The 25450-nt window shown below is 69.9% G+C and carries 15 protein-coding genes; 12 read left to right on the top strand and 3 right to left on the bottom strand.

Annotation, left to right across the window (positions count from 1 at the left end; genetic code table 11):
* Positions 1-15: 15 nt before the first annotated feature.
* Positions 16-1461 carry an aldehyde dehydrogenase family protein gene (locus QF037_RS14360; protein ID WP_307025262.1) on the top strand — a complete coding sequence of 482 codons (1446 nt, stop codon included), beginning with the start codon at positions 16-18 and terminating at the stop codon, positions 1459-1461.
* Between the two features lie 400 nt (positions 1462-1861).
* Here the strand turns inward: QF037_RS14360 and QF037_RS14355 are convergent, their stop codons facing one another.
* A complete protein-coding gene (locus QF037_RS14355) occupies positions 1862-4714 on the bottom strand; it encodes a glycoside hydrolase family 3 C-terminal domain-containing protein (protein WP_307025260.1) in 2853 nt (950 codons plus the stop codon).
* A gap of 326 nt (positions 4715-5040) precedes the next feature.
* On the opposite strand from QF037_RS14355, the gene QF037_RS14350 reads away from it, so the two are divergent.
* The 7 genes from QF037_RS14350 to QF037_RS14320 all read left to right on the top strand — a co-directional run bounded on the left by QF037_RS14350 (position 5041) and on the right by QF037_RS14320 (position 16037).
* Complete coding sequence (locus QF037_RS14350) at positions 5041-6732, top strand: extracellular solute-binding protein (protein WP_307025258.1); 1692 nt, start codon at positions 5041-5043, stop codon at positions 6730-6732.
* A gap of 27 nt (positions 6733-6759) precedes the next feature.
* On the top strand, positions 6760-7800 hold the full coding sequence (locus QF037_RS14345; protein ID WP_307025256.1) for an ABC transporter permease: 1041 nt from the start codon (positions 6760-6762) through the stop codon (positions 7798-7800).
* Positions 7797-8732 (top strand): carbohydrate ABC transporter permease, encoded by a 936-nt coding sequence (locus QF037_RS14340; protein WP_307025254.1) that lies wholly within the window; start codon positions 7797-7799, stop codon positions 8730-8732. The genes QF037_RS14345 and QF037_RS14340 overlap by 4 nt, the downstream gene beginning before the upstream one ends.
* Positions 8733-8857: 125 nt before the next feature.
* Complete coding sequence (locus QF037_RS14335) at positions 8858-11104, top strand: sialidase family protein (RefSeq protein WP_307025252.1); 2247 nt, start codon at positions 8858-8860, stop codon at positions 11102-11104.
* Positions 11104-13071, top strand: a complete 1968-nt coding sequence (locus QF037_RS14330; protein ID WP_307025250.1) for a beta-galactosidase — start codon at positions 11104-11106, stop codon at positions 13069-13071. The genes QF037_RS14335 and QF037_RS14330 overlap by 1 nt, the downstream gene beginning before the upstream one ends.
* The gene (locus tag QF037_RS14325) at positions 13068-15284 is read left to right on the top strand and encodes a glycosyl hydrolase family 95 catalytic domain-containing protein (protein WP_307025248.1); all 2217 of its coding nucleotides are present in this window, start codon (positions 13068-13070) and stop codon (positions 15282-15284) included. Before QF037_RS14330 ends, QF037_RS14325 begins: the two co-directional genes overlap by 4 nt.
* Positions 15285-15323: 39 nt before the next feature.
* The gene (locus tag QF037_RS14320; RefSeq protein ID WP_307025246.1) at positions 15324-16037 is read left to right on the top strand and encodes a glycoside hydrolase family 12 protein; all 714 of its coding nucleotides are present in this window, start codon (positions 15324-15326) and stop codon (positions 16035-16037) included.
* A 122-nt stretch (positions 16038-16159) separates the two neighbouring features.
* On the opposite strand, the gene QF037_RS14315 is transcribed toward QF037_RS14320, so the two are convergent.
* Together QF037_RS14315 and QF037_RS14310 are read right to left on the bottom strand one after the other, a co-directional pair.
* Positions 16160-18208: a glycoside hydrolase family 31 protein gene (locus QF037_RS14315; RefSeq protein WP_307025244.1), complete on the bottom strand. Its 2049-nt coding sequence runs from the start codon at positions 18206-18208 to the stop codon at positions 16160-16162.
* An 87-nt stretch (positions 18209-18295) separates the two neighbouring features.
* On the bottom strand, positions 18296-19309 hold the full coding sequence (locus QF037_RS14310; protein ID WP_307025242.1) for a LacI family DNA-binding transcriptional regulator: 1014 nt from the start codon (positions 19307-19309) through the stop codon (positions 18296-18298).
* A 346-nt stretch (positions 19310-19655) separates the two neighbouring features.
* Between QF037_RS14310 and QF037_RS14305 the strand changes: the two genes are divergently transcribed.
* The 4 genes from QF037_RS14305 to QF037_RS14290 all read left to right on the top strand — a co-directional run bounded on the left by QF037_RS14305 (position 19656) and on the right by QF037_RS14290 (position 25322).
* On the top strand, positions 19656-20465 hold the full coding sequence (locus tag QF037_RS14305; protein WP_307025240.1) for a GH12 family glycosyl hydrolase domain-containing protein: 810 nt from the start codon (positions 19656-19658) through the stop codon (positions 20463-20465).
* Positions 20466-20568: 103 nt separating this feature from the next.
* Positions 20569-22500: an acyl-CoA dehydrogenase family protein gene (locus QF037_RS14300; protein ID WP_307025238.1), complete on the top strand. Its 1932-nt coding sequence runs from the start codon at positions 20569-20571 to the stop codon at positions 22498-22500.
* Positions 22501-22815: 315 nt separating this feature from the next.
* A complete protein-coding gene (dxr, locus tag QF037_RS14295; protein WP_307025236.1) occupies positions 22816-24021 on the top strand; it encodes a 1-deoxy-D-xylulose-5-phosphate reductoisomerase in 1206 nt (401 codons plus the stop codon).
* Positions 24022-24029: 8 nt separating this feature from the next.
* A complete protein-coding gene (locus QF037_RS14290; protein WP_307037161.1) occupies positions 24030-25322 on the top strand; it encodes a M50 family metallopeptidase in 1293 nt (430 codons plus the stop codon).
* Positions 25323-25450 lie beyond the last annotated feature (128 nt).

Below are 25450 nucleotides of genomic sequence, written 5' to 3'. Positions count from 1 at the left end.
CGGAAGGGCCGGGACATGACTTCCACCCACGCCTTCTGGCTCGCCGGGCGCCAGGTCGCCGGCGAGGTCAGCTTCGATGTCAGCTCGCCGTGGGACGGGCGGATCGTCGGCAAGGTCAGCGTGCCGAGCGACGCCCAGATCGAGGAGGCCGTCGCCGCCGCGTACGCCGTACGGGACGAGTTCGCCGCCACGCCCGCCCACATCCGCGCCGCCGCCCTCGACCACGTGAGCCGCCGCCTCGTCGAGCGCACCGAGGAGATCGCCCAGCTGATCTCCGCCGAGAACGGCAAGCCGGTCAAGTGGGCCCGGGGCGAGGTCGGCCGTGCCGTCTCCGTGTTCCGGTTCGCCGCCGAAGAGGCCCGCCGGTTCAACGGCGGCGAGGCCCAGCGTCTCGACACCGACCTCGGCGGCCAGGGCCGGCTCGCGCTCACCCGCCGCTTCCCGAAGGGCGTCGTCCTCGGCATCGCGCCCTTCAACTTCCCGCTCAACCTGTGCGCCCACAAGATCGCCCCGGCGATCGCGGCCGGTGTGCCGATCATCCTGAAGCCCGCCCCGGCCACTCCGCTCTCCGGGCTCGTCATCGGCGAACTCCTCGCCGAGACCGAGCTGCCGGCCGGTTCCTGGAGCGTCCTTCCCGTCCCGAACGACCGGATGCCCGCCCTGGTGCAGGACGAGCGGCTGCCCGTCATCTCCTTCACCGGTTCCGAGAAGGTCGGCTACGCGATCATGGACTCGGTGCCGCGCAAGCACTGCACCCTGGAGCTGGGCGGCAACGGCGCGGCGGTCGTGCTCGGCGACTACGCCTCCGACGCCGACCTCGACTGGGCCGCGACCCGTATTGCCACCTTCTCCAACTACCAGGGCGGCCAGTCCTGCATCTCCGTGCAGCGGGTCATCGCCGACGCGTCGGTGTACGACCGGCTGCTCCCCCGGATCGTCGCCGCCGTCGAGGCCCAGGTCACCGGCGACCCGTCCGACGACAAGACCGACGTCGGCCCGCTGGTCAGCGAGGACGCCGCCAAGCGTGTCGAGACGTGGGTGGACGAGGCCGTCGCCGCCGGCGCCACCCTCGTCACCGGCGGCAAGCGCGACGGCGCCTCCTACGCGCCGACCGTCCTCACCGACGTACCGGCCGACACGACGATCTCCTGCGAGGAGGTCTTCGGACCCGTCCTGACCGTGCAGAAGGTGGACGGCGAGGCCGAGGCCTTCGCGGCCGCCAACGACTCCAAGTACGGCCTCCAGGCGGGCGTGTTCACCCACGACCTCCAGGTCGCCTTCCGCGCCCACCGCGCGCTCGAGGTCGGCGGCGTCGTCATCGGCGACGTGCCCTCCTACCGCGCCGACCAGATGCCGTACGGCGGCGCCAAGCAGTCCGGTGTGGGCCGCGAGGGTGTGAAGTTCGCGATGGACGACTACACCTACGAGCGGGTGCTCGTCCTCACCGGGCTCGCTCTCTGACCCTGCGGGCACATCCGTACACGGCGCCTCTAGTGCCGCGGCAGGCAACGTTTGCCCCGTCGCGACGCCCGGCACGCTCCCCCACTGCCTTGAGGGCGTGGGAGGGGCCCCCACTCGCCGCACCGGCCGAAAGCCCAAGTACGTCCAGTACGAGGGCTTCCGGCCGGCACGCCGAGAGCACGCTCCCCCACCCTCGAACCGCGCTTCGCACGGCTCGGGCGGGAGGGACCCCCACGACGCCGCTCCTTGACGGGCAAACGTTGCCTGCCGCGGCACTAGCTAATGGGAACCATTTTCAGCTAAGATCGTCGCAGCGACGGTGGCTCACCGTCCCGAAGGGGCCCGGCACCGATGCCTTCCGGTGCCGGGCCCCTTCTTTGTGCCGATCTCCTCCGGACCCTCAGCCGGAGAAGCCGGCACGCGCGAGCCGCAGCGGGCCGCGCAGCCTGAGGTGGACGTCGTGCACACCGGAGGCCGTGAGCCCGGTGCGGAGCGTGACGTAGTCGTACGGTCCTGACGTGGGCGTCTCGGGTGCCAGCGTCGCGAGCGCCGGACCGCCGTCGAGCGAGATCTCCACCGTGCCCTCGCCCGCCACGGACACCGTCACCTCCGTGACACCCGCCCCGAAGTCGCAGGCGCGGTAGAACAGTTCGGCCACCTCGCCGTTCGCCGGCGTCACCGCGTCGCCGGCCGCCTTCGTCCGGTCGACGATCGCGACACCGCTCTGCTCGTCGAAGTCGGCCCCGTCCAGGCCCCGTTCGACGACGGGGCGCGGTCCGCCCGGCTCGCCGTCCAGGAGAACCGTCGTACGCAATCGCACATCCTCACTGGACGCGGCCGCCATCAGGTCGTACGACCCCGGCTCCAGGCGCCACCGGCCGTGCGCCACGTCCCAGAACTCGAAGGCGGACAGCGGGACTTCGAAGGACAGCTCCGCCTTCTCTCCGGGGGCGAGCGTGACCCTGCGGTGGGCCACCAGCTCGCGACGCGGGCGCGGGACCGAGGGGTCCACGGCGCGGGTGTAGAGCTGGGCGACCTCGTCGGCCGTCACGTCCCCCGTGTTCATGACCGTGAAGGAGACGTGCAACGCCCCGTCCCCCGCGCGGGACGTGAGTTCGCCGTAGGTGAAGGACGCGTACGACAGGCCGTGCCCGAAGGGGAACAGCGGGGTGCCCTCGTAGTACAGGTACGTCTGGCGGCCGCCGAGCACGTCGTAGTCCAGCAGGTCGGGCAGGTCGGCGTCGTCGGCGTACCAGGTCTGCGGGAGGCGGCCCGCGGGGGAGACGTCGCCGGCCAGGACCCGGGCCAGCGCGGTACCCGCTGCCTGGCCGCCGTGGGACATCCAGAGCGCGGCCCGCAGCGGACCCGGCTGGAACGCGTACGGGTAGGCGGAGACCAGGGCCAGCACCGTGTTCGGGTTGGCGGCGCGGGCCGCCCGCAGCAGGCGGTCCTGGTGGGCGGGGAGGGCGAGGGTCCTGCGGTCCTCGGTCTCGCGGCCGTCGATGTGCGGGTCGTTGCCCGCCACCACCAGCACGACATCGGCCTCGGCGGCGGCCCTGGCGACCGCGTCCCTTCCGTGCTCGGCGACGATCAGCGTGAAGATTTCGGGCTGATCGTCGAGTTCCGCGTTCTCATCGGCAACCTTTACTCCGGCGGCGCCGACAGAGACGTGGCGACCCGTGCCGACATGCCGGAGGAGGTGTCCGTTCCCATGGGGTTCCAGCCGGAATGTCTCCTGGACGACCCAGCCTCCGGGCTGGTCGGCGGAGGCGCGCACATAGCCGTCCTCGGCGACCGAGAGATAGCGGCCGTCGGGAGCGCTCAGGGTCAGCACGCCCTCGCCCCAGTCGACCAGGGCGAGCTCGGTGCCGACCGCGTGGGTGGTGAGCGGCGGGAGGTCCGTGCGGCCCGCCAGCAGTGCCGGGTCGAGGGCACCCTCGGCGCCGCGCACCTCGTCGTCGGCGTTCGCCGCGGGCACGTGGAGGAAGGTTCCGTCGGATGCCTTCAGCAGGACCCGGTCCACGCCCTCCGCGAACTCGATCCGGTCGGCGCCGAAGCGCTCGTACAGGCCCTCCAGCGGGGTGGAGCGATGGATCAGCGTGCCGCTGTACCAGTCGAGCTTGCACTCGTCGGCGAGCAGGCCGACCACGGCGAGCCGGGTGTCCGGGGCGAGCGGCAGCACACCGTCGTTGCGCAGCAGGACGACCGACTGCTCGGCCGCCTCCTGCGCGAGGGCGCGGTGGGCCGGGGTGTCGAAGTCCCTGGTCAGCGCGTGCGGGTCGTACTGCGGATCGAACTCGCCGAGGCGGAAGCGGACCGAGAGCTGGCGGCGGACCGCCGTGTCGATGTCTGCCTCGGTCAACAGGCCCTGTTCGTACGCCTTCTTGACCCGTCCGGTGATCTGCGAGCTGTCGGTGCCGTGGTCGGTGAAGCTGTCGACGCCGGCCAGGAGCGAGGCCGCGGTGGCCTCCTCGTGGGTGTCGTAGTAGTGCTCGTGGTCGACCAGGTTGGAGGGCGCGCCCGCGTCCGAGCAGACCAGCAGGTCCTCGTCCGTCCAGGTGCGCAGGTGCTCGCGCAGATACGGACTCACGTGGTTGGGGCGGCCGTTGACCAGGTTGTACGCGGGCATCACCCCGGCCACCGCGCCCGCCTCGACGGTCTCGCGGAAGGCGCGCAGGTCGTACTCGTGCAGCACGCGCGGGCGGACCGAGCTGGACGAAGTGGCCCGGTCCGTCTCGTTGTTGTGGGCGAGCCAGTGCTTGAGGACGGGGGCGGTGCGCCAGTACGTCGGATGGTCGCCGCGCAGCCCGTGGGTGTAGGCGGTGGCGATCGCCGAGGTGAGCTTCGGGTCCTCCGAGTAGCCCTCCTCGTTGCGGCCCCACAGGGGGTGGCGCAGGAGGTTCACCGTCGGGGACCAGACGTTGAGGCCGATGCGGTCGTCGCGGGCCCGCATCGCGCGGACCTCCTTGGAGACGGCCTCGCCGACCCGTCGTACGAGATCCGTGTTCCAGGTCGCGCCCAGGCCCACCGCCTGCGGGAACACCGTCGCCGGGCCCATCCAGGCGACCCCGTGCAGGGCCTCCTGGCCGGTGCGGAAGGCGTCGACGCCGAGCCGCTCGACGGCCGGGGCGAACTGGTGCAGGAACCCGATCTTCTCGTCGAGGGCGAGCCGCGACAGCAGATCGTCGATGCGCTTCGCGAACGGCAGATGCGGATCGCGGAAAGGCGGCGTGGGCGGCGGCTGTGCGGTCACGTGGGGTTCCCCTTGGAGTGGAGCGGTCGAGCCCTTTCGAAGCGCTTCGATGCTCATTCGACACCGGGGTGGGTGTCAAGGGAGCAGCGCCATCACTTCAAGCGGTGCATAAGAAAAGGTCGCCTCCCTTACCTCGGAGGAATATTGGGAGCGACTCTTGTGCACCCACAGGGCTTCACTTAACCTCACAGCAACATCGAAGCGCTTCGACTACACGGTGACCGTAGACGTCGAGAGAACGCTTCAGCTCAGCCAGTTCCACTCAAGACACCGCAGCCGACGGCTCCTCCGCCGGGTGTCCTGGTGCGCCATGAAGGGTTGACGCAATGACGCCGAACGCCGCTTCCGCCTCCTCCGGGCCCAGCCGGAGAAGCTTCCTCGCCTCCACCGCGGTGGCCACCGCAGCGGTGGCGGGCGGGGTGCCGCTGCTCTCCGCCTGCGGCGGCTCGGACGGTGGCTCGCGTGACGGCACCACGTCGGGCAAGGACGCGAAGAAGATCCTGCCGGCGTACGTGGCCAGCAACGTGGTGACGCCGGACATCCCCGCCAAGAACGGCTCGGCGATCGGGTTCACCAGCAAGCTGGACCTCGCCACCCTGAAGACATCGGTGACCAAGAAGCTCGGCAAGGGCGGCAAGGTCACCGTCATGTCGCCGTTCTGGGGCTCCCCGCCGAAGAGCGGCAATGCCTACTACAAGGCGATGAACGAGCTGATCGGCGTCGACGTCGCCTGGCAGAACCAGGACGGCAACACCTACGACCAGAAGCTCGGCGCCATCCTCGCCTCCAGCGACATCCCGGACGTCGTGGTCGTCCCCGGCTGGAACATGAGCGGCAAGATACCCACCGCCATCATCAGCAAGTTCGCCGACCTCGGCCCCTACCTGTCCGGCGACGCGGTCAAGGACTACCCGAACCTCGCGGCGATCCCCACGGACGCCTGGCAGCGCTCCATCTTCGGCGGCAAGCTGCGCGGCCTGCCGATGCCCGCGCCGTGGGCGCCCAGCATCGTGCCCCTGTACCGCAAGGACATCTTCGACAAGGAAGGGTACGAAATACCCAAGTCCTGCGACGAGTTCATGGCGCTGGCCAAGGAGATCACCAACGCCAAGGCCAAGCGCTGGGCGTGTCTGGACATGAAGTGGACCGCTTTCCAGGCCTTCGGTGTCTTCTCCGGCAGCGAGAAGCCGCTCGGCTGGAACATGGTCGACGGCAAGCTGGTCTACCGCGTCGAGACCGAGCAGTACCTCGAGGCGCTGGAGTGGTCCCGCAAACTGTTCGAGGCGGGGGTCGTCCACCCCGACTCCAAGATGGGCAAGAACGCCCCGGACCCGGGACCCAAGTTCGCGGCGGGGGAGTTCCTGATCTACGCCCAGAACATCTCCCAGTGGTGGGGCCGCACCGCCGAACAGGCCACCCAGAACCCGAAGTTCAAGATCTGGGGCATGGACGTCTGGGGCCACGACGGCGGCAACCCCACCATCTACGCCGAGCAGCCCGCCGGCATCTTCGCCTTCGTCAACAAGAAGGCCTCCGAGTCGGTCATCCGCGACGTGCTCGCCGTCGCCAATGTCACCGCGGCGCCGTACGGCACCAAGGAGTACATGATGACCAACTACGGCGTGGAGGGCACCCACTACACCGTCAAGGACGGCGTCCCCGCCAAGACCGACCAGGGCAACCTCGAGGTGATGAACGCCTACGTCATGGTGGCGAGCCCCGCCGCGACGATCGCGCACCCCGACTTCCCCGAGGTCGCCAAGGGCCAGGTCGAGTGGGAGCAGCGGATGGGCGCCTTCACCAAGAAGTCGACCTTCTGGGGCATGCAGATCACCGAGCCCAACCGCTACACCAACCTCTCCAACGACTTCGAGCAGCTGGAGGACGACATCGTCCGCGGCCGCAAGAAGATCAGCGACATGCAGCAGGCCGTCTCCGACTGGAAGAGCAAGGGCGGCGACAAGCTGCGCGACTGGTACAAGCAGATCCTGGACGAGAACGGCTCCGCGGCCAGCTGACCCGGTACCGAGGCAAGGAGAACGGCCGTGTCCCACAGCACGGTGCCTCGGAGCAGGGCCGAGGCCGACACGACGGACAAGACCCCGGTGGCGTCCGGCGGCGCCACCGGTCCCCGCTCGGGGAGGAAACGATCCCCCGGCAAGCTGAGTCTGCGGCTCAGGCTCAGACGCGACCGCGTCCTGCTCATGATGACGCTGCCGGCCGTCGCCCTGGTCCTGCTCTTCAACTACGTGCCGATCCTCGGCAACGTGGTCGCCTTCCAGGACTACGACCCCTACATCAGCGACAACGGCGTCGTGTCCATGCTGCACAGCCCCTGGGTGGGGCTGGAGAACTTCCAGCGGATCTTCGAGGACTCCTCGTTCTGGCAGGCGGTCCAGAACACGCTGGTGCTGTTCTTCCTCCAGCTCGTGCTGTTCTTCCCGATCCCGGTCCTGCTCGCGCTGCTCATCAACAGCGTGGTCAGGCCCCGGGTGCGGGCCGTCGCGCAGGCCGTGCTGTATCTGCCGCACTTCTTCTCGTGGGTGCTGGTCATCGCGGTCTTCCAGCAGCTGCTCGGCGGCGCCGGACTGCTCTCGACGCTGCTGCGCGACCACGGGTACGACGGCCTCGACATCATGACCGATCCGAACACCTTCAAGTTCCTGGTCACCGCGCAGGCGGTCTGGAAGGACGCCGGCTGGGGGATCATCGTCTTCCTCGCCGCCCTGGCCGCGGTCAGCCCCGACCTGTACGAGGCAGCCGCGATGGACGGCGCCAACCGCTGGCGCCGGATGTGGCACGTCACCCTGCCGGCGCTCCGGCCGGTGATCGCACTGCTGCTGGTACTGCGCGTCGGCGACGCCCTGACCGTCGGCTTCGAGCAGATCCTGCTGCAACGAGATGCCGTGGGACCGGGCGCCTCGGAAGTGCTCGACACCTTCGTGTGGTGGAACGGCGTCCGCAACCAGGACTTCGGCTACGCGGCCGCCGCCGGACTCGTCAAGGGCGTCATCAGCATCGGTCTCGTCCTGGCCGCGAACAAGGTGGCCCATCTGATGGGCGAGCAGGGGGTGTACAAGAAATGACCGCCGTGATCGACAAGCCTGTACAGAAGCCCGGCCGGTGGGCCGCGCCGCCCCGGCCGGTGTGGGAGGAGCAGCCCTCACAGGCGGGGCTGGCGGGCAAGGGCCTGGTGCTGGGGATCGCCTGCTTCGCGATTCTCTTCCCGCTGTGGATCGTCGTCGTCACCAGTGTCTCCTCGCGCAAGACCATCGACGAGGCCGGCGGTCTGGTGATGGTGCCGAAGGGCATCACCTTCATCGCCTACCAGGAGCTGCTCAGCGGCGGCCAGGTGACCCGGGCGGCGATCATCAGCGTCCTGGTCACTCTCGTAGGTACGGCGTTCTCCATGACCGTGTCCGTGCTGTGCGCGTACGGGCTGTCGCGGACGGAGTCCGTCGGGCACCGGTGGATCCTCATGACGCTGCTGGCGACGATGTTCTTCAGCGCCGGGCTCATCCCCACCTATCTCCTGGTGCAGACCCTCGGGCTGACCGACAGCTACCTCGCGCTGATCCTGCCGAGCGCGATCAGTGTCTTCAACATCCTGGTCCTGCGCGGGTTCTTCATGGGGATCTCGCCGGAGCTGACCGACAGCGCGCGGATCGACGGGGCCGGGGACCTCCGGATTCTGTGGCAGATCATCATGCCGCTGTCGCGGGCCGTCATCGCGGTGATCACGTTGTTCTACGCCGTCGGGTACTGGAGCGCCTGGTTCAACGCGTCCCTGTATCTGAACGACCAGGACATGATGCCGCTGCAGAACGTCATGATCCAGCTCGTGCAGAAGCAGGAGGCTCCGGTCGGGCTGGGGCAGGCGATCAAGACGGGGCAGCTGTCGGGGCTGGCCGTGCAGATGGCGGTCATGGTGATGGCGTTGCTGCCGGTGGCTGTGCTGTCGCCGTTCGTCCAGCGGCATTTCAAGAAGGGCATGCTGACCGGTGCGGTGAAGGGCTGACCGGTCGCCATCCCGGAGGGGTGGTGCTGCGCGTCGGCGGCTGCGGGTTCGTTGTGGCTGGTCGCGCAGTTCCCCGCGCCCCTTAGGTGTCTCCACTCCCCCTCTTCTTCAGAGCGAGGCTTGTCATGCGTACGTCCAACCCGAGCCGTCGTGCCGTTCTTGCCGGGACCGCTGCCGCGGCCGCGCTCACCGCCCTTCCCGTCGGGCACACGCAAGCACACGCTGCTGAGGCCGCCGGCTCCTCCTACCGGTGGCGCAACGTCTTCATCGGGGGCACCGGGTTTGTCACCGGGGTGCTCTTCCATCCCTCCGTTCGTGGGCTCGCCTACGCCCGTACCGACATCGGTGGGGCCTACAGATGGGACAGCGGCGCCGCCGCCTGGATCCCGCTCACCGACCACCTGGGCTGGGACGACTGGAACCTCCTCGGTGTGGAGGCCATGGCCGTCGACCCCGCCCACCCGAACCGGGTCTATCTCGCGCTCGGCACCTACGCCCAGTCGTGGGCCGGTAATGGTGCCGTGCTCCGGTCCGACGACCGTGGTGCCACTTGGGCCCGAACCGACCTCACCGTGAAGCTCGGGGGCAACGAGGACGGGCGAGGGGCCGGCGAGCGGCTGCTCGTCGATCCGCGCGACAGTGACACCCTGTGGCTGGGGACCCGGCACGACGGGCTCCTCAAGTCCACCGACCGGGGTGCCACGTGGGCAGCCGCCACCGGCTTTCCCGGCGCTCCGAGCGCCTCCGGGCAGGGGGTCACCCTGCTCGTCGCCGCCGGGCGCACCCTCTACGCCGGCTGGGGGGACTCCGACGGGAGTGCCGCCAACTTTTTCCGCACCGCCGACGGGACGAAGTGGCAGGCCGTGCCCGGACAGCCTTCCGGTGCGGCCGCCAAGGTGCCGATCCGAGCCGCGTACGACCGCTTCACCCGGGAGCTGTACGTGACGTACGCCAACGCCCCCGGACCCAACGGGCAGTCCGACGGCAGCGTGCACAAGCTGTGCACCGCCAACGGGAAGTGGGCCGACGTGAGCCCGGTGAAGCCCGGCGGCACCACGGCTGGGGGCACCTCCCGCTCGAGCGAAGCCGAGAGTGGGGGAGGATCCGCCGACACCTTCGGGTACGGCGGGGTCGCCGTGGACGCGCGACGGCCCGGCACCCTCGTCGTCTCCACCAACAACCGGTGGGCCGCCGTCGACACCGTGTTCCGGTCCACCGACGGTGGTCGCCACTGGACGTCCCTCAAGGACTCCGCCGTCCTCGACGTGTCGGAGACCCCCTATCTCAAGTGGGGTGCGGACGCTCCCAAGTTCGGCTGGTGGATCCAGGCGCTCGCCCTCGACCCGTACGACTCCCGGCACGTCGTCTACGGCACCGGCGCCACTCTCTACGGCACCCGGGACCTGAAGCACTGGGCGCCGCAGATCCGGGGCATGGAGGAGACGTCCGTGCGCCAGCTGATCTCGCCCCCGGCCGGGGAGGCGCACCTGATCAGCGGGTCCGGGGACATCGGCGTGATGTACCACGAGCGGCTCACCGCCTCGCCCTCGCGCGGCATGGCCACGAACCCCGTGTTCGGATCGGCGACGGGACTCGCACAGGCCGCGCGGAAGCCGGCGTACGTCGTCCGCAGCGGGTGGGGCGACCACGGCAACGGTGCCTACTCGAACGACGGCGGACAGACCTGGGCGCCCTTCGAGGCCCAGCCCTCCCTCGCCAAGGACGCACCGGGGCCGATCGCCGTCAACGCCGACGGCAGCGTGCTGCTGTGGGTCTTCGTGCACTGGGACGGCACGAAGTACCCGGCCTACCGCTCCACGGACAACGGGGCCACCTGGACCGAGATCTCCTCCTTCCCGAAGGGTGCCACGCCGGTCGCGGACCCGGCCGACCCGACGCACTTCCACGCGTACGACACCGACACAGGAACGCTGTACGTCAGCACTGACAGTGGCCGCTCCTTCACCCAGGGTGCGACCGGCCTCCCCTCCGGGGACAGCCAGTTCGAGCTGGTCGCCGCGCCCGGGCGGTCCGGGGACCTCTGGCTGAGCGTGAAGGGGAACGGGCTCCACCGGTCCACCGACGGGGGCCTGAGCTTCGCCAAGGTCGCCGGCTGCTGGGCCTCGTACACCCTCGGCTTCGGCAAGGCCGCCGCCGGGGCCGACTACCCGGCGATCTACATGGTGGGCTCCACCGAGAGCATCACCGCCGTCCACCGGTCCGACGACGAGGCGAAGACCTGGGTGCGCATCAACGACGACCAGCACCAGTGGGGGTGGACCGGCGAGGTCATCACCGGGGACCCGCGGGTGTACGGGCGCGTCTACCTCGCCACCAACGGGCGCGGCATCCAGTACGGGGAGCCGGTCTGATGCCCGGCCTCGGCGATGTGACGCGCGGTCGCATCCTCTTCGGCGGCGACTACAACCCCGAGCAGTGGCCCGAGGAGACCTGGCACGAGGACGTCCGGCTCATGAAGGACGCCGGCGTCAACTCCGTCACCCTCGGCGTCTTCTCCTGGGCCACGCTCGAACCCCGGCCGGGGGAGCGGGACTTCGGCTGGCTCGACCGGCTGATGGACCTGATGCACGAGCACGGCATCGGCGTCGTCCTCGCCACCCCGACCTCCTCGCCCCCGCCCTGGCTGGGACATCTGCACCCCGACACCCTGCCCGTCGACCAGGACGGCCGCACCGAGTGGTGGGGCGGCCGACAGCACTTCTCGCACTCCAGCGCGGTCTACCGCCGGTACGCCGCCGCCATCACCGAGGACCTCGCCGCCCGCTACGGCAACCACCCGGCCCTCACCATGTGGCACATCAACAACGAGTACTGCACCTACGACTGGGGCCCCGAGGCCGCCGCCCGCTTCCGCCGCTGGCTCCAGGACAGATACGGCACGCTCGCGGAACTCAACGACGCCTGGGGCACCGCCTTCTGGAGCCAGGGCTACGGCGACTGGGCCGAGGTGCACACGCCCCGGCACGCCCACTACCTCAAGAACCCCGCGCAGGTCCTTGACTTCAAGCGGTTCACCTCCGACATGCTCCTGGAGTGCTACGTCGCCGAGCGGGACATCGTGCGCCGGCACACCCCGCACCTCCCGGTCACCTCCAACTTCATGCCGCTCTGGTCCGGGCAGGACGCCTGGCGGTGGGCCGAGGAGGAGGACGTCGTCTCCGTCGACCTCTACCCCGATCCGCGCGACCCCTTCGGCGCCCAGGCCGGCGCCCTCGTACAGGACATGACCCGTTCGCAGGCCCGCGGACCCTGGATGCTGATGGAGCAGGCCGCCGGACCGGTCAACTGGCGGGGCGTCAACCACCCCAAGCCGCGTGGCCTCAACCGCCTCTGGTCCCTCCAGGCCGTCGCCCGTGGCGCGGACGCCGTCTGCTACTTCCAGTGGCGGCAGTCGCGGCAGGGCGCGGAGAAGTTCCACTCCGGGATGGTCAGTCACGCGGGGGCGCGGGGGCGGACGTATCAGGAGGTCAAGCGGCTCGGCGCGGAACTCGCCCGGATCTCCGGAGAGGTGACGGGCAGTCACACCGCCAACGACATCGCCGTCCTGCACGACTGGCACTCCTGGTGGGCCGGCGCCCACGAGGGCCGCCTCTCCACCCAGGTCGACTACGCCCAGGTCCTCACCGCCTGGCACCGAGCCCTGTGGGAGGCCCACCTCGCCACCGACTTCGCCCACCCCGAGCACGACCTGAGCGCGTACAGGCTCGTCGTCGTCCCTCAGCTGTACTCCCTGAGCGACGCGGCGATCGACAACCTCATCGCGTACACGCGGCAGGGCGGCACCCTCGTCTCCGGTTTCCTCACCGGCATCACCGACGAGGACGACCGGGTGCGGCCCGGCGGTATGGACGGACGGCTGCGGGAGCTGTTCGGCATCCGCACCCTGCACGAGTGGTGGCCGCTGGACGCGGGGGAGGAGGTCGAGTGCGACGGGTTCCGCGGAACGCTGTGGTCGGAGGAGATCGAGAAGGACGAGGACGCGACCGCCGAGGCCGTGTTCAAGGGCGGCGAACTCGACGGGCTGCCGGCGGTGCTCCGCAAAGGACGGGCGCGGTACCTCGCGACGCTTCCCGAAGCTGACCGACTGCGCGCGCTCATCGCACAGTTCGCGTCCGAGGCGGACATCCGCCCGGTGCTCGACCGGCTCCCCGCAGGCGTCGAGGCCGTACGCCGCGGTGACCTGCTCTTCGTCCTCAACCACTCCCGCGAATCCGTGACCGTCGAGGTCCCCGGCACCCACCACGACCTGCTCACGGGGACCACTGTCGCGGACGAGTTGACCTTGGACCGGTACGGCGTGGCGGTGTTGCGTCCGTGAACGTGAACGCGAATGCGGACGCCGACACCGGCATCGTGCACGGCACCTGGGAGCCCCGTCCCGCCACCCGCTGGGAGGACGGCTTCCTGAGTGGGAACGGCCATCACGGCGCCCTCGTGTTCGGCGAACCGAACGACGAGCAGGTCGTCGTCACCCATCACACCCTCGTCCGTCCCAACGGCGCCGAACAGGCCCGCCCGCCCGAGCTCGCCGCCGGACTGCCCGCACTCCAGGACCGGTTGCTCGCCGGAGAGCCGGACGCCGCGGAGAGCTTCACGGACGGACGGGACCTCCAGTGGGTGCAGCCCTTCCACCCCGCCTTCCAGGTACGGCTGCGCCGAGCGAACGGCGGCGCGCGCGGACACAGACGTTGCGTCGACTTCGCCACCGGTGTCGTCCACAGCGCGTACGAGGGCTGGGACAGCCGGGTCTTCGTCTCCCGCGCCGACGACGTCATCGTCCAGCGGGTCCTGGCGGCCGAGCTCGACATCTCCCTGGACCACCGGCTCCCCGGCGCCCCGAAGGACCTCGGGGTGGGCCACGGCGCCGTCCTCACCCCCGACGGCGCCCTGCTCACCCTGCGCGCCCGCTACCCCGGCAGCGACCGCGCCTGCACCGGCGTCACCCTGGTCCTCGTCACGGGCGGCACCACCACCCTCACACCCCCCGGTCTGCGGATCGCCGGAGCCCAGTCCGTGCTGCTGCTGACCCGCGTACTGCGGCACACCGGCGAGCTCGACGTACTGGAGCAGGCACGCGCCCTCCGTGAACTCGCGGCGCACGAAGGGGACTCGTACACCCTCCTCCTCGACCGCCACACCGCTCTCCACCGCACCGCCTACGCACGCGTCACCCTCGACCTCGGCGCGGAGCCCGACGAACGCGCCCTGCCCGGCTCGGAGTTGCTCGACCGCACCGAGAGCCCCGCCCTCCTGGAACGCCTCTTCGCCGCCGGCCGCTACCACCTGCTCTCCGCCAGTGGCCTCTTCCCGCCCCGTCTGACCGGCCTGTGGACCGGCGACTGGGACACCGCCTGGTCGGGAGCGTTCACCAACGACGCCAACGTCAACCTCCAGACCGCGTCCGCGGCGGCCGCCGCGCTGCCCGAAGTCACCGAAGCCCTCGCCTCCCTGATCCATGGCCAGCTCGACGACTGGCGGGACAACGCCCGCGCCGTCTTCGGCGCCCGCGGGGTCGTCGCCCCGCCGCACAGCGACGGCGAGTCCGGGCTGACGTACCACTTCAGCCGCGAATACCCGCTGCACCTGTGGACGGCCGGCGCCGACTGGCTGCTCAAGCCGCTCGTCGACCACGACGAGACCCGCGGTGAGCGCGACCCGCGCACCGCCGCCGCGCTCGCCGAAGTCGCCCTGTTCTACGAGGACTTCCTCACCCGCACCGACACCGACGGGAACCTCGTCGTCGTCCCCTCCTACTCGCCCGAGAACCGGCCCGGCAACGGCAGTTGGGGCGCGATCAACGCGGCCATGGACCTCTCGGCCGCCCGGCACGCCCTGCACACGGCGGCCGACTACCACCCCGAGTCGGCAGAGCGCTGGCGAGCCCTCGCCGACCGGCTCCCGCCCCACCGGATCAACGACGACGGCGCCCTCGCCGAATGGGCCTGGCCCGGCCTCGACGACACCTACGACCACCGCCATCTCAGCCACCTCTACGGCGTCTGGCCGCTCGACGAGATCACCCCGTACGACGCCCCCGACCTCGCCGCGGCCGCGTACCGCGCGCTCGAACTCCGGGGCGCCGAGAACGACTCGGCCCACGGCCACCTCCACCACGCGCTCGTCGCCGCCCGGCTGCGCGACGGCGAACGGGTCGCGCACGCCCTCGGGCAGGTGCTCAAGGGCGACTTCTTCCACACCTCCCTGATGAGCGCGCACTACCCGAACCGCGACGTCTACAACGCGGACGCCGCACACACCCTCCCGGCCGTGCTCCTCGAGATGCTCGTGCAGTCCACGCCGGACCGGCTGGTCCTGCTGCCGGCTCTCCCGGCGGCGTACCCGTCAGGCCGACTCAAGGGCGTCCGCACCCGGTTCGGCGCGGAGCTCGACCTCAGCTGGTCCCCGCAAGAAGCCACCGCGGTGCTACGCCCCACCCGTACCCACCGCATCGAGATCCGGACTTCCACCGGCGCGCGGCCGCTCGACCTCGTCGCCGGAGAAGACCACGTCCTCCCGCTTGGGGCGTGGTAACCACCCCCGCATTTCCCCCCACCCATGGAAAGGGACACCATGGCAAAGAGCACACTGCGCAAGATCACCATGGCGATTCTGGCCCCGGCGATGGCCCTCGGCGCCACCGTCGGCCTCGCCTCCGCCCCCGCCTCGGCCGCCGTCTGGAACTCCTGCGACCAGTGGGGCAACACCAGCCTGAACGGCTACACGCTCTACAACAACATCTGGGGCTCCGGCGCCGGCAGCCAGTGCATCTGGGCCAACTCCGGCACCAACTGGGGCGTCTGGGCCGATCACCCCAACACCGGCGGCATCAAGTCCTACCCCAACTCCAAGAAGGTGATCAACAAGACGATCACCTCCCTCGGCTCGCTCTCCAGCAGCTACAACGTCACGGTCCCGTCGTCCGGCGCGTACAACACGTCGTACGACATCTGGGACACGGACTACGACTACGAGATCATGCTCTGGGTCAACTACAACGGAGCCGTCGGCCCGTTGGGCACCTCGCAGGGCAACGTCACCCTCGGCGGCCACACCTGGACCGTCTACAAGGGCAGCAACGGCGCCAACGAGGTCTTCTCGTTCCTGCGCACCTCCGACTCCACCTCCGGCACCGTCAACGTCCTGCCGATCCTGAAGTGGATCAAGGACACCAAGGGCTGGTTCGGCAACGAGACCATCGGTGACGTGCAGTTCGGCTACGAGATCACGTCCTCGTCCGGCGGGCTGAACTTCACGACCAACAACATGACGGTCAGCAGCAGTTGACCGGGCGGGGTGGGGTATTGCATGGGGCCCGTGCAATACCCCACCCCCCTCGTCGGCACCCACCCGCTGACACGCGTGTGCGGCCGGTCCCTCCCCTATGGGGACCGGCCGCACCGGCGCGTCTACTCCGCTACGGGCAGGCGCGCCCCGTCCCGCAGGAACAGCGGGATACGGTCCAGCGGGGCGTCGACCGTCACGGTCGTGCCGCCCTCGTACGTCTCACCGGTCCACGCGTCCGTCCAGGTCGCGCCCGCCGGGAGATAGGTCGTGCGGGCCGTCGCGCCCGCCGTCAGCACCGGAGCCACCAGCAGCTCGCCGCCGAAGAGATACGCGTCGTCGACGGACCAGGTCGCGTGGTCCTCGGGGAACTCCAGGAACAGCGGCCGCATGGGCGGCAGGCCTTCCTCATGGGCTTCCCGCATGACCTGGAGGACATACGGCTTCAGACGCTCGCGCAGCCGCAGATACCGCTCCAGGATGGCGCCGGCCTCCTCGCCGTACGACCACACCTCGTTCGGACCGCCGGTCATCTCCGGGCCCAGCGGCATGCCCGGGTCGCGGAAGCCGTGCAGGCGCATCAGCGGCGACAGGGCGCCGAACTGGAACCAGCGGACCATGACCTCGCGGTACGCCTCGTCGTCCGGATCGCCGCCGTGGAAGCCGCCGATGTCGGTGTTCCACCAAGGGATGCCGGAGAGCGCGGTGTTGAGGCCGGCCGCGATCTGGCGGCGCAGGGTCGGGAAGTCGGTGCCGATGTCGCCGGACCACAGGGCGGCGCCGTAGCGCTGACTGCCCGCCCACGCCGAGCGGTTGAGGGTGATGACCTCCTCGCCCTCGGCCGTCAGGCCCTCGTGGAAGGTGCGGGCGTTCTCCGCCGGGTAACTGTTGCCGACCTCCAGGCCCGGGCCCGCCCAGTAGCGCAGGTTCTCCGAGAAGCCCGGCTTCAGCTCCGGCTCGCAGGCGTCCAGCCAGAAGGCCGTGATGCCGTACGGGATCAGGTAGTTGTCGCGGACGCGCGACCACATGAAGTCGCGGGCCTCGGGGTTCGTGGCGTCGTAGAACGCGACCTGGACCGTGGAGGCGACCTCCTTGTCCGGCCAGTCGGCGTGCGCCATCGGCCCGTACTGGGTGCCGATGAAGTAGCCGCGCTGCTCCATGAGCTGGTGGTTCTCGCTCAGCGGAGACACCGACGGCCAGACGGAGACGACGAGTTTGATGCCGAGCTCCTCCAGCTCCCGCACCATGGCGCCCGGGTCGGGCCACTCGCTCAGGTCGAACTTCCAGTCGCCCAGGTGGGTCCAGTGGAAGAAGTCGCAGACGATCGCGGAGATGGGCAGGCCACGGCGCTTGTACTCCCGCGCCACGGCCAGGAGTTCGTCCTGGGTGCGGTAGCGCAGCTTGCACTGCCAGAAGCCCGCCGCCCACTCCGGCATCATCGGGGTGCGGCCCGTCACCGCGGAGTAGCGGCGCTGACCGTCGGCCGGGGCGCCCGCCGTGATCCAGTAGTCGATCTGACGGGCCGAGTCGGCGACCCAGCGGGTGCCGTTGTGCGCGAGCTCGACCCGGCCGATCGCCGGGTTGTTCCACAGCAGGGTGTAGCCGCGGCTGGAGCTCAGCACCGGGATGCCGACCTCGGCGTTGCGCTGCACCAGGTCGAGGACCAGGCCCTTCTGGTCGAGCCTGCCGTGCTGATGCTGGCCGAGGCCGTACAGCTTCTCGTCGTCGTACGCGGCGAAGCGCTGCTCCAGCCGGTGGTGGCCGTTGCCGACGGCGGTGTAGAGGCGGGAGCCGGGCCACCAGAAGTGGGCGCGGGCCTCGGCGAGAAGCTCGGCGGAGTCCTCGGTGCGAAGGAAGCGGACCAGGCCCTCGGCGTCGACCTCCACGGTGAGCGTGCCCACCGTCAACTGGCCCCGGCCGCCCTCGATCTTGATCGTGGACGAGGTGGCGGGCGGGCTCTCCAGCAACGCACCCGGCAGCCCCTCGAGGATCGGACCACCGAGCCGCGACCGGACCCGGACCGCGTCCGGACCCCACGGCTCGATGCGGAGCGTCTCCTGGCGGCCGCTCCACTCCAGGCCACCGTCCCGCTCACGGAACGTGCCGATGGTGGGAGACGACTGCGCGAGACTGACAGCGCCCTGCTGGGGCTGATTTTCGGCAGGCTGAGTCACGAGGGGTGCTCCTGGAGGCGAGTGGAGACAGGTGGTGCCCCAGCGGGGCTGCTCGGGCTGCTCGGTGCGGAGGAACAGAGAGGTTCGTCAAAGCGCCGACGGCGCGGGTCCCGTGCTCGCGCGGACGGTCAACTCGGGTGCGATGAGCACGACTTCGTCCTTGCCACGGCCTTCCAGCTTGGCCACCAGACGTTCCACGGCGTGCCGGCCCATGTCCTGTGCGGGGATGGCGACCGAGGTGAGCCGTACCGAGGCCTGGGTGGCGACCTGGTCGGGGCAGACCGCGACGACGGACACGTCCTCGGGCACGGCACGGCCCTGCTGGCGCAGCAGGGCGAGCAGCGGCTCGACGGCCGACTCGTTCTGCACGACGAAGCCCGTGGTGCCCGGACGCTCGTCGAGGATGCGGGCGAGCGTCACGGCCATCGCGTCGTAGCCGCCCTCGCAGGGCCGGTGCAGCAGGCGCACACCCAACTCCTGGGCCCGGGTGCGGAGTCCGTCCAGGGTGCGCTCGGCGAAGCCGGTGTGCCGTTCGTACACTGCCGGGGCCTCGCCGATGACAGCGATGTCGCGGTGGCCGAGCATCGCGAGGTGCTCGACGCACAGGGCGCCGGTGGCCCGGAAGTCGAGGTCGACGCAGGTCAGTCCCGAGGTGTCGGCGGGCAGGCCGATGAGGACGGAGGGCTGGTCGGTGCCGCGCAGCAACGGCAGCCGCTCGTCGTCGAGTTCGACGTCCATCAGGATCATCGCGTCGGCGAGCCCGCTGCCGGTGACGCGGCGTACGGCGTCGGGGCCCTCCTCGCCGGTGAGCAGCAGGACGTCGTAGCCGTGCAGCCGGGCCGTGGTGGCCACCGCGATGGCGATCTCCATCATCACCGGCACGTACATGTCGGTGCGCAACGGGACCATCAGCGCGATGATGTTGGACCTGCTGCTGGCCAGGGCGCGGGCGCCCGCGTTGGGGTGGTAGCCCAGCTCGCGGATGCTCTGCTCCACCCGGTGCCGGGTGGCCCCGGAGATGGACCGCTTGCCGCTGAGGACATAGCTCACCGTGCTCGCCGAGACTCCGGCGTGCTGGGCGACCTCGGCGAGGGTGACCATCCAGCTCTCCAAGCTTTGTGAAGCGCTTCGACAGTGCGCAGTACGAACAAGGGCGGGTGAGGGTGGTTCGACAGTAGCTCCACCAGGGGTGGGTGTCCATAGGCTGTCGAAGCGCTTCGACATCGAGTTGGTACAGGCTCCCCTTCGGGCCTCCCGGCGGCTCTTCCGGGGTGTGGGGTTCCTCCCTACCATGGCCGATCGCGGGGGGCCACGGAACGGAATCGGGGGACCCCGGCCGGCGGATCGGCCTGGGGGGCGGCCCACGTCACCCTCCACGGCAACCTTTGACGCCCCGGCGCCCACTGAAGGGACGTAAGCGATCACCCCCTTCGTGAGGACCCGCCCCATGCCGCACCGCCGCCCCCGCTTCTCCAAGAAGGCGAAGACTCTCGTCTCCGGCACGGTCGCGCTCGCCGCGGCCGTCGGCGTGACCGTCGCGCAGGCGGACGAGTCCAGCAAGAAGTGCACGGACTTCGACACCATCACGCTCGGCAAGTACTACGTGAACAACAACGTCTGGAACCGGGAGAAGGCCACCGGCACCCAGTGCGTGTGGGACGACTCCCGCTCGGGATCGACCATTTCGTGGGGCACGGACTACAGCCTGGCCAACAGCGGCACCGGCAAGGACTACGACGTGAAGTCCTACGCGTCCAGCGTCCTCGGCTGGCACTGGGGCTGGAAGGTCGACAAGTCCGCCACCGGTCTGCCGATCCGCGTCGGCGACCGCAAGCCGGTGAAGACCAGCTGGGAGTTCACCGTCAGCGCGAACCCCGGCGTCATGAACGTCGCCTACGACCTGTGGCTGCACGACAAGAACACCGCGGACTGGCAGGACCAGCCCACCGACGAGGTCATGATCTGGCTCAACCGGCAGGGCGGCGCCGGACCCCTCGGCAGCAAGTACGGATCCGTCAGCCTCGGCGGCGCCATGTGGGACATCTACCAGGGCGACATCGGCTGGAAGGTGTACTCCTTCGTCCGCCGCACCAACACCACCAAGGCCACGCTCAACCTGGACGACTTCACCCAGGCCCTCGTTCGGCGCAAGCTCCTCGGCAACGACAAGTACGTCTCCGGCATCGAGTCCGGGACCGAGGTCTTCAAGGGCACCGGACGCCTTGACACCAAGGCGTACTCCGTAAGCATCGGCTGAACGGCCGCGTCCCAGGGGTGGTGGGCACGCTCGGTATCGGGTACATACGATCGAGTAGCACCGATCGGTAACCATGATCCCGATTCGCGGTGAGGTGGCCCTCATGTCCGCACCACAGCAGAAGCCCGTCGTGACCGAACGTGAGGCCCGTCAGGTGGCCGAAGCGGCCCGGGAACAGGACTGGCGCAAGCCCAGCTTCGCCAAGGAACTGTTCCTCGGCCGCTTCCGGCTCGACCTCATCCACCCTCACCCCATGCCGCCCGACGAGGACGCCCGGCGCGGCGAGGAGTTCCTCGCCAGGCTCCGCGACTTCTGCGAGAGCAAGGTGGACGGCGCCCTCGTCGAGCGCGAGGCCCGGATCCCCGACGAGGTCATCGCCGGCCTCAAGGAGCTCGGCGCCCTCGGCATGAAGATCGACACCAAGTACGGCGGTCTCGGCCTCACCCAGGTGTACTACAACAAGGCCCTGGCCCTCGCGGGCTCCGCCTGTCCCGCGATCGGCGTACTCCTGTCCGCCCACCAGTCGATCGGCGTCCCCCAGCCGCTGAAGCTGTTCGGCACCCAGGAGCAGAAGGAGACCTTCCTGCCCCGGTGCGCCCGCACCGACATCAGCGCCTTCCTCCTCACCGAGCCGGACGTCGGCTCCGACCCGGCCCGGCTCGCCACGAGCGCGGTGCCCGACGGGGACGAGTACGTCCTCGACGGGGTGAAGCTGTGGACCACCAACGGTGTGGTCGCCGACCTGCTGGTCGTGATGGCCCGGGTCCCCAAGAGCGAGGGCCACAAGGGCGGCATCACCGCCTTCGTCGTCGAGAGCGACTCGCCCGGCATCACCGTCGAGAACCGCAACGCCTTCATGGGCCTGCGCGGCATCGAGAACGGCGTCACCCGCTTCCACCAGGTCCGGGTCCCGGCGGCGAACCGCATCGGTCCGGAGGGCGCCGGCCTCAAGATCGCGCTGACCACCCTCAACACCGGCCGCCTCTCGCTCCCCGCGTCCTGTGTCGCCGCCGGCAAGTGGTGCCTGAAGATCGCCCGCGAATGGTCCGCGGCCCGCGAGCAGTGGGGCAAGCCGATCGCCGACCACGAGGCCGTGGGCGCGAAGATCAGCTTCATCGCGGCGACGACCTTCGCGCTCGAGGCCGTACTGGACCTTTCCAGCCAGATGGCCGACGAGGACCGGAACGACATCCGCATCGAGGGCGCCCTGGCCAAGCTCTTCTCCTCCGAGATGGCGTGGCTCATGGCCGACGAACTGGTCCAGATCCGCGGCGGCCGCGGCTTCGAGACGGCGGCCTCCCTGGCGGCCCGCGGCGAACGCGCGGTCCCGGCCGAGCAGGTCCTGCGCGACCTCCGCATCAACCGCATCTTCGAGGGCTCGACGGAGATCATGCACCTCCTCATCGCCCGCGAGGCGGTCGACGCCCACCTCTCCGTCGCCGGCGACCTGATCGACCCGGAGAAGTCCCTGTCGGACAAGGCGAAAGCAGGCGCGCAGGCAGGTGCCTTCTACGCCAAGTGGCTGCCGAAACTGGTGGCAGGCCAGGGCCAACTCCCGTACTCGTACAACGAATTCAAACGCGAGGTCGACCTCTCGGTCCATCTCCGCTACGTCGAACGCACCGCCCGCAAACTCGCCCGCTCCACCTTCTACGCCATGTCCCGCTGGCAGGGCCGCATGGAGACCAAGCAGGGCTTCCTCGGCCGGATCGTCGACATCGGCGCGGAACTCTTCGCGATGAGCGCGGTCTGCGTACGCGCCGAACTCCTGCGCACCACCGAGGACCACGGCCGCGAGGCCTACCAACTCGCCGACGCCTTCTGCCGGCAGTCCCGCATCCGCGTCGAGGAACTCTTCGGCCGCCTGTGGACCAACACCGACGACCTGGACCGCAAGGTCGTCAAGGGCGTCATGTCCGGCACCTACGCATGGCTGGAGGAGGGCATCGTCGACCCGTCGGGCGAGGGCCCGTGGATCGCGGACGTCACACCGGGCGCCTCGGAGAAGGGGAACGTCCACCGCCCGATCCGCTGACCGGCCCATGACAGCGCGTCCCCCGGAGAACCTCCTTTGAGGGATGCGCTGTCCTCACACACCGTCCTTACGGCAACAATGGGGGGATGAGCGACAGTCCAGCCCCTCGAGGGCACGGGCCGGAAGCCCCGTCTGCCCCGCGACGCCATGCACGCACTCTCGCCGCACCGGGCGCTGACCCAAGTACATCCAGTACGAGGGTCAGCGCCCGGCACCCCGAGAGCACGCACCTGACGTCGCAAGGCCCCGCCCTACGGGCGGACGACGGGGCTTCCGGCCCGCGCCCTCGCCGACCCGCACCTCGTCTACGACCCCGTGCCGGGCGACGGCCCCAAGGACGTGGTGATCCTCGGCTCCACCGGGTCGATCGGGACCCAGGCCATCGACCTCGTCCTGCGCAACCCGGACCGCTTCCGCGTCACCGCGCTCTCCGCCAACGGCGGCCGGGTCGCCCTCCTCGCCGAGCAGGCGCACCGGCTCGGGGTGCGGGCCGTCGCGGTCGCCCGCGAGGACGCCGTACCGCAGCTGCGCGAGGCGCTGACGAGCCGCTACGGCACAGGCGAGCCGCTCCCCGAGATCCTCGCCGGACCGGACGCGGCCACCCAGGTCGCCGCCTCCGAGAGCCACACCGTGCTGAACGGCATCACGGGTTCCATCGGCCTCGCCCCGACCCTCGCCGCCCTGGAGGCGGGCCGCACCCTCGCGCTCGCCAACAAGGAGTCGCTCATCGTCGGCGGCCCGCTGGTCAAGGCCCTCGCCAAGCCCGGGCAGATCATCCCCGTCGACTCCGAGCACGCGGCGCTCTTCCAGGCGCTGGCGTCCGGGACGAGGGCCGACGTAAGGAAGCTGGTCGTGACCGCCTCCGGCGGCCCCTTCCGCGGCCGTACCAAAGCCGACCTCGCCCGGGTGACCGTCGAGGACGCCCTCGCCCACCCCACCTGGGCCATGGGCCCGGTGATCACGATCAACTCCGCGACCCTCGTCAACAAGGGTCTGGAAGTCATCGAGGCACACCTCCTCTACGACATTCCCTTCGACCGCATTGAGGTGGTCGTGCATCCCCAGTCGTATGTCCACTCGATGGTTGAGTTCACGGACGGATCGACAATCGCCCAGGCGACGCCCCCCGACATGCGCGGGCCCATCGCCATCGGCCTCGGCTGGCCCGAACGCGTCCCCGACGCGGCCCCCGCGTTCGACTGGAGCAAGGCGTCGACGTGGGAGTTCTTCCCGCTCGACAACGACGCGTTTCCTTCGGTCAACCTTGCGAGGCACGTGGGGGAGCTCGCGGGCACGGCCCCCGCAGTGTTCAATGCCGCCAACGAGGAGTGCGTGGAGGCCTTCCGGGCCGGCGCGCTGCCGTTCAACGGGATCATGGAGACCGTGACGCGCGTGGTGGACGAACACGGCACGCCGGTCACGGGAACCTCACTCACCGTGTCGGACGTCCTCGAAGCGGAGACCTGGGCGCGCACCCGGGCCCGGGAACTGGCAGCACAGACGGCGGAGGCCCGTGCATGACGACCCTGATGTTCATCCTCGGCATAGCGGTCTTCGCGCTCGGCCTGCTGGTCTCGATCGCGTGGCACGAGCTGGGGCACCTGTCCACGGCCAAGCTCTTCGGCATCCGGGTGCCGCAGTACATGGTCGGCTTCGGCCCGACCATCTGGTCGAGGAACAAGGGTGAGACCGAGTACGGGGTCAAGGCCATCCCGTTCGGCGGCTACATCCGCATGATCGGCATGTTCCCGCCGGGCGCCGACGGCAAGCTGGAGGCCCGCTCCACCTCGCCCTGGCGCGGCATGATCGAGGACGCCCGCTCGGCCGCGTACGAGGAGCTCAAGCCGGGTGACGAGAACCGGATGTTCTACACCCGCAAGCCCTGGAAACGCGTCATCGTGATGTTCGCGGGCCCCTTCATGAACCTCATCCTCGCGATCGCCCTCTTCCTGACGGTCCTGATGGGCTTCGGCATCCAGCAGCAGACGACCGACGTCGCCTCGGTCTCCCCGTGCGTGATCTCCCAGAGCGAGAACCGCGACACGTGCAAGAAGACCGACGCGGCCTCCCCGGCCGCGGCGGCGGGCATGAAGAAGGGCGACAAGATCGTCTCCTTCGCCGGCGTGCAGACCGACGACTGGAACACCCTCTCCGACCTCATCCGCGACAGCGCCGGCAAGACCGTGGCGATCGTCGTCGACCGGGACGGCAAGGAGGTCCCCCTCCAGGCGAAGATCGCCACCAACCTCGTCGCGAAGAAGGACTCCAACGGCGCCTACGTCGAGGGCGAGTACGTCAAGGCGGGCTTCCTCGGCTTCAGCGCCGCCACCGGCGTCGTCAAGCAGGACTTCGGCGACTCGGTGGTCTGGATGACGGACCGCGTGGGCGACGCGGTGGACTCCCTCGCCGCCCTGCCCTCCAAGATCCCGGCCCTGTGGGACGCCGCCTTCGGTGACGGCCAGCGCGAGCCGGACTCCCCGATGGGTGTGGTCGGCGCGGCCCGGGTGGGCGGCGAGATCGCGACACTGGACATCCCGGCCTCGCAGCAGCTGGCTATGTTCGTGATGCTGCTCGCCGGCTTCAACCTCTCCCTCTTCCTCTTCAACATGCTCCCGCTGCTGCCCCTCGACGGCGGCCATATCGCGGGCGCCCTGTGGGAGTCGCTGAGGCGAAACGTCGCGAAGGTCCTGCGCCGCCCGGACCCGGGCCCGTTCGACGTGGCGAAGCTGATGCCGGTGGCTTATGTCGTGGCGGGGATCTTTATTTGCTTTACCGTTCTCGTCTTGATCGCCGATGTCGTTAATCCGGTCCGCATCAGCTGAGAAGCACTCATTTTCTGTCATCGCGGCAGTTATCGCGCCCTTCACTTGTGTAACTCTCACGGGTGAAGGGCGCGAATTATTCGTACGACGCGAATGCGACCCTCGTACGTTCTTGCTGTTCATGGGTG

Source organism: Streptomyces canus (genome assembly GCF_030815415.1).
GTDB lineage: Bacteria > Actinomycetota > Actinomycetes > Streptomycetales > Streptomycetaceae > Streptomyces > Streptomyces canus_F.
This window is presented reverse-complemented; position numbering and strand designations above follow the sequence as displayed.